The organism is Neochlamydia sp. AcF65, assembly GCF_018342435.1.
Lineage (GTDB): Bacteria > Chlamydiota > Chlamydiia > Chlamydiales > Parachlamydiaceae > Neochlamydia.
Map to the genome: position 1 here is coordinate 116639 of NZ_JAEMUE010000031.1, position 17355 is coordinate 133993.

The 17355-nt window shown below is 37.9% G+C and carries 12 protein-coding genes and 2 pseudogenes; 8 read left to right on the plus strand and 6 right to left on the minus strand.

Annotation, left to right across the window (positions count from 1 at the left end; translation table 11 throughout):
* Positions 1–370 precede the first annotated feature (370 nt).
* Entirely contained in the window at positions 371–1816 is a 1446-nt protein-coding gene (locus NEOC65_RS03205; RefSeq protein ID WP_213155697.1) for a hypothetical protein, read from the minus strand.
* An 892-nt stretch (positions 1817–2708) separates the two neighbouring features.
* On the minus strand, positions 2709–5648 hold the full coding sequence (locus tag NEOC65_RS03210) for a hypothetical protein (RefSeq protein WP_213155698.1): 2940 nt from the start codon (positions 5646–5648) through the stop codon (positions 2709–2711).
* 1214 nt (positions 5649–6862) lie between these two features.
* Between NEOC65_RS03210 and thrS the strand changes: the two genes are divergently transcribed.
* The 7 genes from thrS (at position 6863) to NEOC65_RS03245 (ending at position 13729) form a co-directional block, all read left to right on the plus strand.
* Positions 6863–8800: a threonine--tRNA ligase gene (gene thrS / locus NEOC65_RS03215; protein ID WP_213155699.1), complete on the plus strand. Its 1938-nt coding sequence runs from the start codon at positions 6863–6865 to the stop codon at positions 8798–8800.
* Positions 8788–9540 carry a ParA family protein gene (locus NEOC65_RS03220; protein WP_039386553.1) on the plus strand — a complete coding sequence of 251 codons (753 nt, stop codon included), beginning with the start codon at positions 8788–8790 and terminating at the stop codon, positions 9538–9540. The genes thrS and NEOC65_RS03220 overlap by 13 nt, the downstream gene beginning before the upstream one ends.
* A 140-nt stretch (positions 9541–9680) precedes the next feature.
* A complete protein-coding gene (locus NEOC65_RS03225; RefSeq protein WP_166155587.1) occupies positions 9681–10427 on the plus strand; it encodes a CT583 family protein in 747 nt (248 codons plus the stop codon).
* An 859-nt stretch (positions 10428–11286) separates the two neighbouring features.
* Positions 11287–11643, plus strand: coding sequence for a transposase (locus NEOC65_RS03230; protein WP_213155700.1), 357 nt, complete (start codon positions 11287–11289; stop codon positions 11641–11643).
* 26 nt (positions 11644–11669) lie between these two features.
* Entirely contained in the window at positions 11670–12107 is a 438-nt protein-coding gene (locus tag NEOC65_RS03235) for a transposase (protein ID WP_213155701.1), read from the plus strand.
* A 349-nt stretch (positions 12108–12456) separates the two neighbouring features.
* A complete protein-coding gene (locus NEOC65_RS09535; protein WP_242678188.1) occupies positions 12457–13170 on the plus strand; it encodes an F-box protein in 714 nt (237 codons plus the stop codon).
* Complete coding sequence (locus NEOC65_RS03245; protein ID WP_347566642.1) at positions 13073–13729, plus strand: leucine-rich repeat domain-containing protein; 657 nt, start codon at positions 13073–13075, stop codon at positions 13727–13729. The genes NEOC65_RS09535 and NEOC65_RS03245 overlap by 98 nt, the downstream gene beginning before the upstream one ends.
* Before the next feature lie 891 nt (positions 13730–14620).
* Here NEOC65_RS03245 and NEOC65_RS03250 read toward each other — a convergent pair.
* Together NEOC65_RS03250 and NEOC65_RS03255 are read right to left on the minus strand one after the other, a co-directional pair.
* Positions 14621–14947: a hypothetical protein gene (locus NEOC65_RS03250; protein ID WP_166155593.1), complete on the minus strand. Its 327-nt coding sequence runs from the start codon at positions 14945–14947 to the stop codon at positions 14621–14623.
* Between the two features lie 29 nt (positions 14948–14976).
* Complete coding sequence (locus NEOC65_RS03255) at positions 14977–15237, minus strand: hypothetical protein (protein ID WP_166155595.1); 261 nt, start codon at positions 15235–15237, stop codon at positions 14977–14979.
* 142 nt (positions 15238–15379) lie between these two features.
* On the opposite strand from NEOC65_RS03255, the pseudogene NEOC65_RS09540 reads away from it, so the two are divergent.
* Positions 15380–16407, plus strand: a pseudogene (locus NEOC65_RS09540) (IS256 family transposase).
* A 233-nt stretch (positions 16408–16640) separates the two neighbouring features.
* On the opposite strand, the pseudogene NEOC65_RS03270 reads toward NEOC65_RS09540, so the two are convergent.
* Both NEOC65_RS03270 and NEOC65_RS03275 read right to left on the minus strand, forming a co-directional pair.
* Positions 16641–16940 (minus strand): annotated as a pseudogene (locus NEOC65_RS03270) (integrase core domain-containing protein); the annotation flags it as partial.
* 80 nt (positions 16941–17020) lie between these two features.
* Positions 17021–17355 (minus strand): group II intron maturase-specific domain-containing protein (locus NEOC65_RS03275; RefSeq protein ID WP_283248272.1); only part of this gene is annotated, 335 nt, incomplete at its 5' end.

Here is a 17355-nt window from a genome sequence, read left to right on the forward strand (position 1 = left end):
TTAATCTGTCAATAAGCTTCTTAAGAATTTTGGCAAAAAATAAATAGATCTTTCAACAAACCTAACAAATAATTTTTCGGCCTACATAGATAGGAAAGAGAGAATAAGTTTCTTTAATCTTATTTTTTTAATCCCTATCTACAGGAATTTAGTACTTAATTAAACTAAAACCATCGTTGATTAGCAAATATTTTAGGAATGTTTTTTTGCTGAGGTAGAGAATCTAGGGGCTATTTAATGGGTTTTTAACAATTTTTGAAGAGTAAGGATATAGGAGAGAAAAAGGAAAGATTTAATTAAAAAGCTAAAATTTGGCATCGAAGACACCAAATTTTAGCTTTTGTATTTAGGCTAGATTGCCTCTCTCAATTTAGAAAGAGTAAATAGCTTCGGCTACAAAATTGGAATAATGATGTTTTCCACCAATACTCTTTTTAGCTGCTCTTGTTAATTCTAGTTTAACATCAAGAGACAGGTTGTCAGTTAAAGCGTATAAGCCTTCGAATTTCCATCCTTTATAGTTAGTGTTACCCCGTCCTTGGTAAGTAATACTCTCTTCGAGGATATTTCCGCGACCAATGCCATTAGTATCGTTATCAGGCATTGCATAAGCTTGTACACATTGATATTGAGCTTCAAAAGACCAATCGCCTTCTTTTTCAACCTGGCCAATCAAGAAACCAAGGTACCAGCCCCATTTTTGACGGTTATCCGAGCGATGATGATGGTTCTGATGATGGTGAACATAAAATTGGGTTGGGTTGAGTTCGTCTCTACGACCTTCATAAGCACCTGATCTATGACGTCCTTCGCCATTATAAAGCACAGCACCGAAGATTTGAGTAGGTTTGCCCCAGAACCAATCAGGATTTAAGTGATAAGTAAGGGTAAGCTGAGATGTTTTAAATCTAAAGCCATTAGGATTTCTTACAAAAAAACGGTTGCGGCCATATTTGTTCCAGTTAATGAAAGAGTATTGAACATCTAGTCCGTAATCTTTGATATTCATTAAGCCAATTTCTGTAGCATAGGCTAAGTGATTAACTCGTTCATCCACCACAAAACCAGCTACTGTCCAATACCATTCTCCTATAGCTTCAGTACTTCCACTATAGTAAAGGGCGATACCATCCATACGGCTACCAAACTGTACTTCAGATTCAAAAACATCGTAAAGTTTACGACGGCCTACTTCAATATCGAAACGAGTGCCGCCACCTTCGTAGATGTTATATCCCCAATAAGCTCTTTTTAAACTAAAATCTTTTCCTGCACCGCTACCATGGTATCCGGCAGGATCTTGACTAAAATCTAACCATCCATTGTCGGAAACCCCACATGCATTATCGTATTGCAAATGAGCTACGGCATAGGCACGGTCATACTCATATTTAAAGAAGACGTTGAATTCAACATTAAAATCGTTGCGAGATAAAGGTAGCCCACGAGGAGTGACCTTTTCTTTAACCGTGTAAGGATCGGTAGCATTACCGCCTCGCAGTTTTTTATAATCGCCATCGCTTACATAATGGGCTTGAGAAAAAACACTTCCTCCTTCTTTGGTTTTAGGAAGAACGCCTTTCTCATTCACATGACGCCATTCAGATCTAACATCACCACTTATTTTTAAGTTGTTGGCTTTCTCGGCAAGATCTACGTTTCTTTTAGTTGAAATATATTCTTGAAGGGCGTTGAAATCTCTTTCGTTCAATCTTCCTTCTTGACTCAATCTATTATTCTCAATCTCTTGTGCGCTGATAATAGATGTTGTACCCATGAGCGCTAAGAGCGAGAAAAGTAGTGTATAATGTTTCATGACTTCTCCGTTATTACTTACATTGCAAGTTTAAGTGTTCAACATTAGCTTTTTTATTATGAGTAATTAGCTTCTAGTGCCTGTAAGTATGACACTAAAGCTATTAATCATAAAAAGCTAAAATTGCTTTCAATCGTACTTTTCGATGCATATCTTTTAAAGATTAATCGGCTAAAAGTCAATACTTATTCCGGATAAATGAGGAATTTTAAATTATGTTTATAGTTTTTAATAAAGTTATATCCTTACAGAAAAACCCTTTGAAAAGCCAGTGAGAAGGACACTAAGCTAAATGTTAAAGGAGGCAAATAAAGCCGAGAATAACATTAGAAGCTAAACTTCATAATAATGAAAAAAAAAGATAAGTTAATGACCGCAGTGAAAATTTTAATCGTTTAATAGCTAGTGGAGTTTTTTATTACCTTGGATGATTTTCTATCTAAAAAGGAAGAGTTGTGTGCTTTTGGGCAGCCCTTTATGCAAACAGATACTTAATAAAAGCTATATTTTTAAAGAAAGGGTCAGCTTGTAGGGGTGAATTTACTTTTTAAACTCTATATCAGCAGCTTAATTAAACGGTATTCTAAGACAGCTTTAACAAGAAAAAAGCAAAAGCTGATGAAAAAGAGAGGGTTACTCGGACATTAGCCTAACAATACTCTTTTCTACAACTTCTTATGCAAGCATGTATAAAAACCTGTGCCTTAATTTTAAAAATGGTTTTAGATAAGCGGGATCTATTTAAAATGAAAAAACAGCTTTGAACTATATAAAAAGCAATTTCTAGCCTTGCCAATAAGCAGGGGTAGATAAAAAAATCTAATAAATTAATTAATTTTTATGGGTATTCTAAAGCTTGTTTGAATTGATTCATCCTGAGCGCTTGATAAAGCTAGAAAGTATATTCATAAGGACGTGGATACACTCCCCATTGAGACTGGCGCTGCGAGCCGTTTAACCAATGCTCCCAAAGGCTCATCGGGTAGCCTGTTGACCCTAAAACATCTACCCGCCATAACTCTAAAGAGCCATTGCCAGGATTGACCACAAAGGCAAAATAATCTTTTACCCAATTGGTATCCGCAAAAAAAATTGAGCTAGGCATGGCATAACCTAGCTTTTGAACAGCTTGGATCACGCGGCGATGATAATCTATAGAGCAACAAGTACGATCTAGATAAAGGCATACAATCGCTTTACAGATATCCTGTAAGGCTTGAGAGGTAACAACTTTAGTCTTCGGAGAACTTTTGATCAAAGCCCTTAAACAAGCTTGTAGTGGAAATTTATTTTCATCGATAAAAATAATATCTTTTAGTTCCTCAAAAACATTTTTTACGCGTTCTTCTAACTCTTCTAGAGAAAATAGTGGCAATAAGCTGTATAAAGTTCCATCAATTACATCGGACGAAAGCGCAGCTCTTTCTTGTGCCCCTAGCCCCCGCTCCTGTTGGATTTGCTCTAATAAATAATTTCGAAAATCTACTGTTTTCATAGGAGCGGGTAAACCTGTAAGTTTCTTTCTAAAAGAATGCCTATAACGTGCAGGTAGCCCTTGAGAAATAGAGTCGACAAGATAATCTAACATCTCATTATTTAAGCGTATGCGCTCGATGAAATTAGACATAGGGGCAATCAAATTGTCCCTTATCCATGTATAAGTAAAAGCATCATTTGCCCAAGCTTCTTTAAAAGGACTCAAGCCTGGTCTAAAACCAAAGGCATGGGTAGGAGAGTGCATTAGCATAAGCTTGGTATTATCTTTAAGAAACCTTTCGCTAATAGAAGGAGGAGATTGTTTCATAATATCTGTTAAAAAAACCAAAAATTCTACAGGGCTTTCTATCCAGCGGCTAATTTTTACTGGCTTGCTATCCCGTCGAAAGTAGGTAGCTACTAAAGTTTCCATGCTACCCCCCGAGGTATAGCACCAGGGCTTCTTTTCAATCTGGTCTAAATGTTCTAAAGGAGAGGGAACTATACGGGAGTGATGAGCTGCTGCCATGCGATGAAAGGAGGTCTCCAAAAATTCTTGGGTTCGCACATGCGAAATAATAGCGGTAACCATTTCGGCATATTCATCTTTCATCCCCTCCAATTCCGCACTCGAAGCTATTTCACTTTCTGTGGTTGAAAAAAAGCTTGCTAAAGAATCAATGAATTGAGAGGGTTCATAAATACGCATCCAAGAAGCCGGATTGTTCCTCCCAAATTTATAAAGCAATCGAAAGCCTGCAGGGCTATCGTCATAAGGGCTTGAAGTAAAATCATGCATATCAGCATCATATACTTCCTGAAAATACTTGGGGAAAAGCTCTGTATAATACTGAATGATTAGATTAAATAAGTTTGCATACCTTGAGGCTTTCCTATGAGTTTTGTTTTTTAAATCCTCGAAAGTATAAAACTCATTGCGCTTACTTTGATATTCGGCTTTTAACCAGGCAGCTTCTTTTTCAGAAGCATGCTGCATACGTCCTTCTAAATACTTCACTTGGGCATAAATTTGGGCATGTTCTTCCTCCAAATTTTGCATTTTAGCTTGGGTCTCCTCAAGCTTTTTTTGTAAGAAAGCATGTAAACACTGGCCAATTCCTCCTTTTTCTTGCGGTTCTAAGCCTAAGCTAGCATACAGATTCCACTGAGTAAAACCTGCTTTATCTTCCGCAAAGCTGGCCACTGTAAACTCCCAAGCTTTTAAAAGCGCATTATCGGCAAGGGCCTTAAAAGCTTCTTTAGCTTTGTCGTAGTGAAGTAAGAAATTAGCGCAGGCTTGGCCTTTACTAGAGCCTGCTTGAGGAACTTGAAACATCAAGCTACTTTGCATCAACCCTGAGGCCCTCTGTTGGTAATCCTCTAGATCCTTTGCGCTAATATTAAAATATTTTAGCAAAATTACTTTAAGCAGCTGTTCAGCAGAAATATAAAAGATAAAATTTTCATCTTGAACTTTTATAATCTCTTGGACTAACGCTTTTAACTTGCGAGATTTTGCATCTAGCTTTGCTTCTGCATCGACTAACCCTACTACCTCGCAGGCAGCTATTAAGCCTGGAGATAGAGATAAATTTGCTAGGGAAGTCGAGATGACTTTCTTAAGATCTCCTGAGCCCCAGGAAGGGCTTAAAGGCACAGAATATTCCGCTCCACCCCAAGTCCTTTTTAATCGCCCTGTAGTTAGCAACTCATCAATATCTAATAAAAATCTAAGAGGCTGCTCATCATGAATGATAAGGCAGGGAGCAGTAGCAAAACAAGAACCTATATTTTGCCTAAGATAACAAAGAAAAGCCGAAAGCGCTGCCCGACGTGCATGAGCATTAGTAAGAGTAGTTTTTTCAGGTAGCTGCAAGGTAGCAATAATTAGCTGTTCAGCAATTTTATTGGAGTAAGGCTTTTGAATGATGTGCAGCTGTCTTTGAACATCTTTATTCTCATTTAATACTTTCAAAGCTTTTAAGAGATGCTCCTGACGTACTGAGTCATGTTGACGCTCAGGGCCTAGAAAGTAGAGGTGCTGGGAAATAAGATGGATAACTTTAGTGAGTAAAGCAAAATTTAACTCTCCTTTATCATTGATTAGTAGATTAGCTAACCTCCTAGTTTTTAATGCATTACGCACTGCGCAACTTTCTTGAAATTTTGATAGATCTAATCTCTTGGAAAGTTCATCGTATTCCTCGCTGCAAACACGTTTCAAATTATCAGCATCCTTAGCTAGAAAGCGTTTGCGGCGCTGAGAAATAAAAGTAAAAATTCTAGCAAAAAAATTTCTATCGTTTATAGGATAGGGTGAACTGTATAAAAAAGATAAAATTTTCTCAAATTCCAATTCTACAACCTTATGTCTAATTTTTTTTATCATCTATAAGGAGACAATAAGTTACAAAAAAGCATTCAATAAGCAAAAGCCTCTTAAAGCTTATTCTCCGTTAATTTGTTTAAAACAACGTAAAAAACAGTAGGCAAGTTACCACCCCGATTAAAAGATTAAGAATGGAGGAGAGAAAAACTATTTTTTCTTAAGATATTTAGGATCTCTTTTTATAGATATTCGATTATCTCTCCCTATATCACGGCCTCTTTGTTGCATTCCCTTTTTCTTTCTTAGCCAAACTCTGTCAACCGACATCCTTTTTACAAGATTTTTTGCCCCATTTATGCTAGCAGTGCGACTTCAAAGACTTTTTTTAGATCTACATTCACCTCATAAGCCATTCTGACTTCGCGCTAAAGTCTTTCGATCTCTTTTCATCTCACTTAAAAAATTCTTGCCCAAGTTTTCTAAAAAACCCTGTGCATCATCCCTTTTAGGTCGTTTAATCTGGATGGATGCCTATTTCCTTTTCCTTAAATCCTTTAAAAAATCAGTTCCTTGGCTTATTGCCAGCATATGAAGAGAAAAAAGGATTTGATAATGGGTTCATAGCTTTTTGAGTGATTTCTATTACTTTATCTTTAGTCTGGCTAGAGAAGGCGCAGCCCCCTTTTCTTAAATCTTTATCATCTGCATTTTATGGAATTAATGATAAAGCTGCTCCAAATCGCCAAAATGCCACAATGTTCGCATCATCCCCAGCTATAAGCATTAAGCTCTTTATAAGCAATTTTTTCGTCGTGATACCATGATAGCATGCATTCTAAGGAAGAATTTCTCATATTTAGAATATTGAAGATAAGAAGTCTTAAAAGAGCAGACTCTCCAATAAGAGCTTAAAAAATTTAAGCATACTTATCCTAAACTTTCAAGATAAATGGTAGATGGCGAAACCATAACATTAACAAGCATATTATATAAAGAGTAGATTTAAGTAAAAAAAACCATTAATTAACATTAAAATAATTAAATTAAATAAATTACAACAAACATATTAACTAAAAGCTTTTATTTGCTTAAACCATCCATCGAGGCTTATGGACTCCTCATTTCCTCTTTTTTACTTGCATGGCCTCCCTATTGTCTGTTAACTTCGACAATTTCTTTCCTTGCCAAATGTTTTAAGGAAGGTTATTATTAATTATCATCTTAAGGATAAGCTAATTACCATGTTCGTCAAATTGAATAACCAGCAACCTATAGAAATTTCTGAAAAAAGTACAGCTAGAGATTTAGCAGAAAAGATGAATCTTCGGGGCCCTCATCAAGCTTTAGGGGTAAGTATTAATGGAAAAAAATATGACCTTTCGCAAGAATTAAGCGAAGGAGATGAGGTCGAATTTTTTAGCTTTGAAGATCCTAAGGGTAAAGAGATTTTCTGGCATACATCTGCTCATATACTAGCCCAAGCGGTCCTTCGTCTCTATCCAGAAGCTAAACCCACAATTGGACCACCCATCGAGAATGGTTTCTATTATGATTTTGCCAATCTAAATATTTCAGAAAACGATTTTGAAAAAATTGAAAAAGAAATGCAAGCTATCATTGGCGAAAACTATATCACGCAACGAGAAATTTTTTCTTCCAAAGAACAAGCATTACAAGCTTTTAAAAATAATAAATATAAAACTGAATTAATCAACAGCTTTGATTCGGAGCTTACAGGCTACCAGCAAGGTGAATTTTTTGATCTTTGCCGCGGGCCTCATCTTTTTAATCTAGGAAAGGTTAAAGCCATAAAGTTAATGAAAACTTCGGGAGCTTATTGGAAAGGCGATCCTCAAAAAGAAATGCTTACTCGTATTTACGGCATCTCTTTTCCCGAGCGTAAAATGCTTAAAGAATATTTGCAGCAAATCGAAGAAGCTAAAAAAAGGGATCATAAAGTCTTAGGACCTCATCTGGATCTATTCTCTCTTAAAGAAGAAGCTCCTGGCATGCCTTTTATTCATCATAAAGGAATGATCATCTGGAACACCTTATTAAAATTCATTCGAGAATATTTAGAAGAGGGCAACTACATTGAAATTAAAACTCCTACGCTGATGGCGCGTGAACTGTGGGAGCTTTCAGGCCACTGGACTAACTATAAGCAAAATATGTTTTCCTCTTCTATTGAAGATCATGATTATGCTATTAAACCCATGAATTGCCCTGGCTGTATGCTTTTTTACAAGTCTCAAGTACATAGCTATCGAGAACTTCCTCTACGTGTGGCAGAAATAGGTAATGTACATCGTTATGAACCATCAGGCGCTTTATCAGGGTTATTTCGCTGCCGTAGCTTCCACCAGGATGATGCTCATATTTTCATGAAGCCTAGTGATATTAAACAGGAAATCCTTTCTATTCTTCATATGGCCGACAGCCTTTATACTACTTTTGGATTGCATTATCATTTGGAACTTTCCACCCGCCCAGAAAAGAATACAATTGGTAGCGATGAAGAATGGGAAATGGCTACCAAAGGCTTGAAAGAAGCTTTAGACGAGTCAGGATATTCTTATAAAATTAATCCAGGCGATGGGGCTTTTTATGGGCCTAAAATTGACTTTCATATTCGCGATGCCATCAATCGTACTTGGCAATGTGGAACTATACAATTGGATATGGCTCTTCCCGAAAGATTCCAATTAGAATATACCGCAGCCGATGGAAGCAGACAACGGCCTGTCATGCTGCATCGGGCCATCTTTGGTTCCGTGGAGCGATTTTTTGGTATTTTGATTGAGCATTTTTCAGGAAAATTTCCTTTATGGATTAGCCCTCTTCAATTGCGTATTTTGACTGTAGCTGATAGACATGCTCCTTATGCTGATGAAATATGCGCTACACTGAAAAAGAAGGGCTTTCATGTAGATGTAGATGATGCCAGCGAATCTGTCAGCAAAAAAATCCGTAATGCTCAGCTTGCCCAGATTAACTACATTTTGACTGTAGGTGATCAAGAACAGGAGAATAAGACCATTAATCTGCGCACTCGTGACAATGTAGTACATGGCCAAATTAAACTGGATGAATTAATCCTACAGATAGAGCAAGAAAGAAAGAGCCGAAGCTTGGAAACACCTTTTAAGAAGGAGACTTCCTCATCATGCATTGTATAGCTATTAGCAGCTTTAAGGGAGGAACAGCTAAAACATCTAGTGCTTTGCATTTAGGGGCTGCCTTAGCTAAGTTTCATAAAAAAAAGGTGCTCTTAATAGATTTTGATGCACAAGCCAACTTAACAACAGGCTTAGGATTCGATCCTGATGAAAATGATAGCATGGCTACAGTTTTGCAAGGTAATAAAACTCTAAAAGAAGTTATCAAGAAGACTAGTGTTGGCAACCTTGATCTTATTCCTGCAGATACATGGCTCGAGCGTGTGGAAGTTACTGGCCAGCTGGCTTCTGACCGCTACTCTCATGAGAGATTAAGTGACTGTATTAAAGATGCTCCCTACGATTTTACTATTATTGATACCCCTCCTTCTCTTTGTTGGTTAACTGAATCGGCTTTGATTGCCGCTCAGCATGCGCTAGTATGTGCAACCCCAGAATTCTACAGCGTTAAAGGATTGGAAAGACTCTCGCAGTTTATGGAAAGCATTGGGCAACGCCACCCTTTAAATTTATTAGGAGTGATTTTATCTTTTTGGAACCCTCGTGGAAAAAGCAATGAGGCTTTTTTAGAAGTCATCGATAAAACTTTTCCAAAAAAACTTTTAAAAACTAAAATACGTAGAGACATCTGTGTATCAGAAGCTTCCATATTTGGTAAGCCCATCTTTGATACTGTACCTAATAGCAGGGCAGCTGAAGACTATATTGCCTTAACTAAAGAACTTCTCAAACGCTTATAATGTCAAGCCGCTTTACATTGACCCGCCCATAAAAGATGATCGCTAAGAAAAAAGACCCACTTTTAGACTAAAAATTAACGCCTTAACTAATAAAATTTTTACCACTCTTTACCTTCAAATCCTTAAGGATACAAAAAACCATGAGCCATGTTAACAGCTTGATATCAGAGCGTCTCAAGAAAAATAGTCAAACTTCTAAAATGTCTGCCTTAGCTAAGCAATCAGCCAGTGGAAATCTTACCAGCTTTTCGGGGATTTTTAGCCTCAGTGAATTAAATGATAAAGAAAAAGAATTTCTTCTTAATCTATTGCGTCAATATGCCGTAGGCAAGGAAGACTTGGAGCAAGACTTTACCTCTCTAACCTCTATTACTTCTGAAGTCAAAGCAATCAACAACCAAGCTGCAATTTTGCATGGAGAACGCATAAAAAAAGCTCAATCCATTCTCACGCGTTATAGGGATGGTGCTTTTACAGCTTGGCTATTAGCAGCCTATGGCAACCGTCAAACCCCTTATAATTTCTTACAGTATTATGAATTTTATGAGCAGCTCCCCAAAAAATTGCGTCCTCAAATTGAAGCGATGCCTCGTCAGGCCGTTTATACTTTGGCAAGCCGAGAAGCCCCTTTAGAAAAAAAGCAAAATTTTGTAGAGTCTTATCAAGGGGAAACAAAAGCTGAACTCTTAATTAAAATTCGAGAGCTTTTCCCTTTAGAAGACAAAGATAAAAGGGGGCCAAATTGGGGAGAAAATACTATTCAACAACTCAAGAAGCTTACAGCAATCCTTGATCAAAAAAGCGTCTCGATTTCTAAAGTCCATCAATCCCTTATTTGTGAATTGCTAGATAACTTGAAAGTCGTTGTATCAGGCCGCAAATCTTGAAATAAGAGCTTTATTAGGCTTTATAAGAGCCCGCTACCCTCTTTCGTAAAATTTCTCCCCTATAGAAAGGGCCTCTTGCTAAACCCATAGTCTGAAGTGTTATGGCTCTACTTCTGACAGCAAGCCATTTTATTACATTTTATTTTCTAACTCGTCTCAGGCAGGCCTAGAATTTCTGAGTAAATTTTGTAGTCCTTGATAGACTCTTTGAAAGGCTTTAAGGAGTGGCTTGTATTGTATAGCGAAGTAATTTTAGGAAAGCCTTGCTTTAAGAAATGCAAGCATATCATAAGTGAGAAGAGAGGCAACAATAGGATTTCCTTAAGAACATGCCATGTTAATGGAGATTAACAAGTGGCTATCTTTTTCGATCATTTTGACCTTCTATCTTTAAGTTTTTTTGGTGAAAAACATTTTTAAACCAGGTAAAGGTCTTTTTTCAATTATTTCCTTATTCGATAACTCGTGTTAATTAAAGAAATAGGATGGGTGCGCATGGTGCCAAAATCATACCCACAAAAATATTGCCAGTAAGCATTTTCTACCCATCGACACGCTACATTTTTATCAGAAATCTCCTACAAGTATTACAAGGTAAGGAGCCCTACAACTAACCTTGCAGGCCTAGCTGGTTAGCCTATTTTTCTACAAACAACTTATTAAATTCTTCCTCTAGCTGCTCCCATCCAATCAACTTAAGATAGCTTAAATAAGAGGATGATTTTGATTGAGTTCGCCACTAAGGCGGAATTTAGAAAGGCGGCCTTGTTGGCTATTTAGCTTGTTTGAACCTATCCCGATAATATTGAGAAATTTAAATCCTAGTGTATACTCTTCTTTTTTAAGAAGGAGAAGATGTATGCCAGGAAGATTTGAAGGACTTACAGATACTCAATGGAGAATCTTACAACCGCTTTGGCCGCAGAATCCTCCAAAAAATTTAAAGGGAAAGCCGCATACTCCCTGGAGAAAGATTTGTAATAGCTTATTTTGGATTTTGATTACCGGCTCACGTTGGTGTGATCTGCCTAAAGGACCGAATTGGGGATCAAGATCTGCTACTCATCGGTGGCTAGGTAAATGGCAAGAAGATGGAACTTTAGATAGCTTGCTAGCGGCATTAAAGGAATGCGCAGATGTAGCGGGAATGATTAATTGGGAAAGACTAGCCATCGATGGTTTTTTTTTCAGGGGGGGAAGGGAGGCGGTGAGTTAATAGACTATGGTTACAAGGGTAAAGGCATGACTACCCATCTTCTAGTAGACGGCAATGGCAGTCCATTAAGCTTTGAAGTAACCAGCGCTAAAGGAGATGAAAGGAAACAGGTGGAAAAGTTGATTGATCCGCATATGGATAAGCTGCAAAGGCTTTATGAATTCAGCCAAGTCATACCTATTTTAGAAGCTGATAAAGGATACGACTCAGAGGAACTTAGGGAGAAGCTGCTAAAAAGGAAAATATATCCATTTATACCTAGACGAAGAATAGGGGCTATCAAGAAAGCTGAGGTGATTGCCTGCCAGCTCAAGAAATGGAGGTGGCAAGTTGAAAGAGCCATATCTTGGCTACAACGAAAGTTTAGAAGAATCGTTGTGCGATGGGAAAGACAAGTGAAGTATTGGAAAGGGTTGTTAAATTTTAGTCTTATAATGTTTTGGATAGGCAGATTATCGGGATAGGCTCTTGGTTTCATAGTAAACTTTGCAAGAAATTAAGAGCTTTATAATGATTGAATTGTAAAGAAAATATAGCATTAAAAAAAGAGCTCCTAGAATATTAATTTAAGGCGAATTAACCAAACCAAAATTGCCGCGTCACTTAATCCTCAAAACCTGTGGCTACTCCTAAATGCTTGGAAGGCCCCCCTTTCCTTAAATCTATCCGGAAAAAAAGCGCCAGTGGTAGATCATCAAGGAGCTATCTTTTATTGATGAGGATCCGAATTCGTTTGACTTGCTTTTTTAATTTTTTTATTCTGTCTTTAAGAAGTAAAAATGATAAAAGGTCATTACTACTCAAGGAGATAAAATGCATCCTATCTCTTCAGTCTCTATTGAAAGCTTGCCCAATGAATTGCTGCTCCCTATCTTAGAGGCTTGCGCAGTTCCTTCCTTATTTAGCGTGTGTAAAAGATGGCATCATCTGCTGGCTTCTGAAGTGCTGCCTTCTCTTTATAAAAAAATAGCCCAGCTTCATTTTCCCATGGTGAATGCCACTACCCAGCGAGCTCTTGTGTTAGCTAAAGTTTATCAACTCAATCCTGGACTTACCTCTACTGAAAAAGTTTATCAAGTTTTTAAACAAGTTTTTACCTTAGCTAAATCTATTTCTCCTTTAGAATTTAAATGGAAAACAGAAGAAAAAAGAGGCTTAACTCTGGCTAATTACTCTTCTTATCTCTTAAATGTTAATCGCCTTTTACTTTGGAAAAAGCTTCCTGGTGGGGAAGAATACTTGAGCCGAGAAGAAATTAAGCACTTGCCTCTAGGGAAAAAAGGGGAGCTTTTTAGAGATTGGATTGAAGAAAATTGTAAAAACATCATGATTTTAGATTTATATAGAGTAGGCTTGACTTTTACCCCCAGAAATAGGCCAGTTATCTCAGCTGCAAGAGCTTTTTTTAAGCCAAAACCAGCTCACCAGTCTGCCTGCAGAAATCGGGCAGCTGTCTCAGCTACAAGAGCTTTATTTAAATCAAAACCAGCTCACCGCTTGGCCTACAGAAATCGGGCAGCTGCGTGAGCTACAAGAGCTTTTCTTAAATCAAAACCAGCTCACCAGTCTGCCTGCAGAAATCAGGCAGCTGTCTCAGCTACAAAGGCTTTACTTAAATCAAAATCAGCTCACCAGCCTACCTGTAGAAATAGGGCAATTGTCTCAGCTACAAAGGCTTTACTTAAATCAAAATCAGCTCACCAGCCTGCCTGTAGAAATAGGGCAATTGTCTCAGCTGCAAGAGCTTGACTTAAATCAAAACCAGCTCACCGCTTTGCTTATGGAAATCGGGCAGCTGTCTCAGCTAAAAAACCTTCAATTAGATCAAAACCAGCTCACTAGCCTGCCTGTAGAAATAGGGCAATTGTCTCAACTACGAGCGCTTTACTTAAATCAAAACCAACTCACCGCTCTGCCTGCGAAAATCGAGCAGCTGTCTCAGCTGGCATGGCTTGACTTAAATCAAAACCAGCTCACCACTCTGCCTGCAGAAATCGGGCAATTGTCTAAGCTGCAAGACTTTGAATTAACGGCAAATCCTTTGAAAGATATTGCAGAAGAAATAAGGCAGCGTTTTCAATTGTAGAATGGCCATATGTGCTTTTTAAATGGGGGTGAGCTAAAATGAAATAAAAAATTTTTAGCCATCTTATCTTTAAACAAGTCATCCGCTTTCCTTCCTACAACTAAGCAAGCTTAAGCTAATCTACACATTTATAATGACAAGAAATTTCTCTCTTTTTCTGCAGATTGCTAGGCTGGGAAAACAACCTTTCTTGACAGTCAAGAAGGTAATCGGGTCGCCCAAGGGGACTTCCCCCTTAGGCTCCCACAGACACGTACGTGAAACTCTCGCTTCATACGGCTCCTATTGTTCTTCAAGCTTTCCAGCCTTTTTTCCCCACCCTCATAAGTTCCTCGTATTTCTACTTGACTTATTGAGGTGGATTGAACAATTCAACCCCTTCGCTCCCCCTTCATTACAAAGGCTTCTTCACTACTACGAGTTGATCTGTCCCTCATACATGCTTCGATATTTCCCACTTTGTGTTCTTCACTTATATGGTTTTCTCTTAACATCATCTATGAGGTTCCCACGTTCCATACAAAAGCCTAGACTAAGTTCACGCTATCTCTATGCCGGACGCCATTTAGGCAGTAAACAGGTTTCCCCTAAATTTATCTTGGAAGAGTATGCAGCCCCCAGTTTTGACGTCATTGAGCAAGCTTTCGACACTTGAGCCAATAGTTCACTTTCGTTCGTCTCCTTAGCCCTCACCTGATATGTTTATCATACCTTTTCCTTAACGCTCACTACCTTGGCTTTTGACCAAAGCAGCTTAAGGTGGTTTGAAATCTCTTCCTGCAAAGCGACTTCGAGGAGTCATTTTCCCTCATCTTTCATATAGTTACGCACATCTACGATGTGCTCGTGGCACACACATACTTTCCTTGCTTTTCTTGCATCTTTTTTTGCTTATTTGTCGGCCTCATCTATCTCCACAATGGGTACCATACTTCCATCTGTTTCACTGATAATAATTGCTTCTTGGCTTACTGCTTCTTTTTTTAGCTTAGCTATTTTGCTTGCATGCTTTTGGGTAATCAATCTAACCATAGAAGAAGGAGCTTCAATTCCATAATGATCCTTCATCTTTTCTCCTACTTTTCCAAACGCAATATCTGCTCCAAAGTCGGTTATTGCTCGTTCTAATGGTAAAAAATACCCTCTACATCTAACCTTGGAAGAAAAAGAAAAGGGTCTAATCAATTGTCCTGCTTGTAGGAAGCACCTCTCTTCCATCCCTACTATCCCAAATGTTGTATGCCAATTTAGTTTTTTTTGGAATGCTGTCTTAATTTCATTTCCCGAGCCTTGGCTTCTTGTTCATTTACTTGATGCTTTGCCCAATCCTCAAGGCATTTTTTCCCTAAGCCTCTAACTTCGGGAATAAGAGCAAATTCAGCATCATCCGCCACTTCAATCCCTTTAACTCCTTCGGTAATATCTAATAAATCTCTGATGGATTCTAATAGACTGGGATGCTCCTTTAAGCGATTAAATACTTTATTAACTTCTTCTTCGTTAAGCATATGCAACCTCCTTTTACTACACTTTCAGTATGTATTAATCCTTCCTTATCTTGCCAACACTTTTAATTACACCCACTGACAATTTTGCACCTGTTAGAGAAAAGTTACTGAATGAATTAATGAAAATTGAGCGAAAAAATGTATAGGGGCAGAATCCTATGAACGCACAGAAGAACGGAAAGGCTATTCTAATGGATTTAAAGATAAAACCTTAAATACTCGCTCCGGGTTATTGAAACTGAAAATACCGCAAGTGCGGGATTTAAAGTTTTATCCCTCATGTATAGAAAAGGGATGCCGTTCAGAAAGAACTTTAAAGCTTGCTATAGCCGAAATGTATGTACAAGGCGTTTCTACAAGACGTATTAAGCAAATCACCGAAGAGCTCTGTGGCTTTGATATTAGTGCTACTCAAGTTTCTAGATTAACAAGCCTTTTGGATGAAGAGTTAAAAGCCTTTCGTGAAAGGCCTCTAGAAAGAATAAAGTACCTTTATATAGATGCTAGATACGAAAAGGTTAGACATGGCGGCTACGTAAGGGATTTAGCCGTATTTTCAGCCATAGGCGTTAATGAAAAAGGAACGAGAGAGATTTTAGGTATTTCAGTAAACCTTTCTGAAGCAGAAATTCATTGGAAAATCTTTTTTGAAAATCTTCAAAACGGGGCATGCATGGGCTCGAACTTATTATTTCAGATGACCATAGTGGCCTAGGATCAGCTAGGAAAGAGGTGTTCCCTGGTGTGCCTTGGCAAAGATGTACATTTCATATGGCTCAAAATGCTCAAGGATATGCACCTAAAAAAGAAATGAAAGAAGAAATAGGGCAAGTGATGCGAGACATTTTTAATTGCCCGAATTTAAATTTAGCTTTAGAGTGCACAAGGATGGCAGTAGAAAAGTATGAAAAAACGGCTCTTAAGTTTGTAGAGTGGCTTGAAAACAATGTAGAGGAGGGGCTGACATTTTTTCAATTTTCTTTCCATCATCACGTAAAAATTAGAACTTCTAATATGATGGAAAGACTGAATCAGGAGATTAAGAGACGCACAAGAGTAGTAAGAGTGTTTCCAAATGAAGAATCATGCGAAAGATTGGTTACAGCAGTGCTTCAGGAGATTCATGAGGATTGGATGAGTGATAAAGTATACTTGAAGATAAGAGAGTGAGAACAAAAAAGATAAACAATATTTTTGCCTCTTAAGATTGTGAGTGTCAATTTTAATTGTGCCCCCTCACTCCATGAAGGGGGGCTCATTAAAATTGATGCGAACAATCTAAAAAGGGGCAAAACACCTTAAAAAAATAAGTTAGAAGAAAAAGATCTCAGATTTTACAGAAAATTTGTTGCACAATCTAATTTTAAATTGTCCTAGACAGTACTTGACCTGACAAACATGAGTTACCTGGCAGGTACTATTTCTGTCAGTTGTAACTTATCTAACATCTTTTCTTGTGCAAGATGTTTGGCATCTAAGAATGTTTGTAAAGGCGTCTTGCCAAAACAATACTTTCCTGTATGTGTTCTCTCATTATTATACTCATTCATCCATTTATCCACATCCCCTTGTAATTCTTCAACATTTTTAAACACTTTCTTCCTAAAAGCTGTGGCATAAAATTCGTTTTGGATGGTCTGATGAAACCTTTCGCAGATTCCATTGGTTTGAGGATGCCTGGCTTTAGTGCGAGAATGGTCAATGTGGTGAGTCGACCTGTGGAACTTCCCCACAAGCCTCTCTTAGAACGGTACAGGAACCTCTCAATTCATACCGCTCCCAATTAAGCAAACGCTCCTATCATTCCTTTATTCCAGTGTACAAATAACTCTGGGTTTTCTTTTACTATCTTTCCTATAAAGATAGTCGTTCTTGTTTTATGACCTGCAAGTTCCTTGTATTTACGCATTCCCCAAGCCACTAGTGTCTTATTGAAATGTCTGCAGAATTTGTATAGAGCTGATGGAGAATATTTCCCATAGTATACTAGCCATCCTCTGATAACTGGATTATACATTTTGGCTATATCTCCAAGTTCTAAATCTGTTCTATTTCTTATATTCCATTGCCTAATGGTTGCTTTCATAGATTTTAGCGCCGCTTGGCTTACTGCTGGTG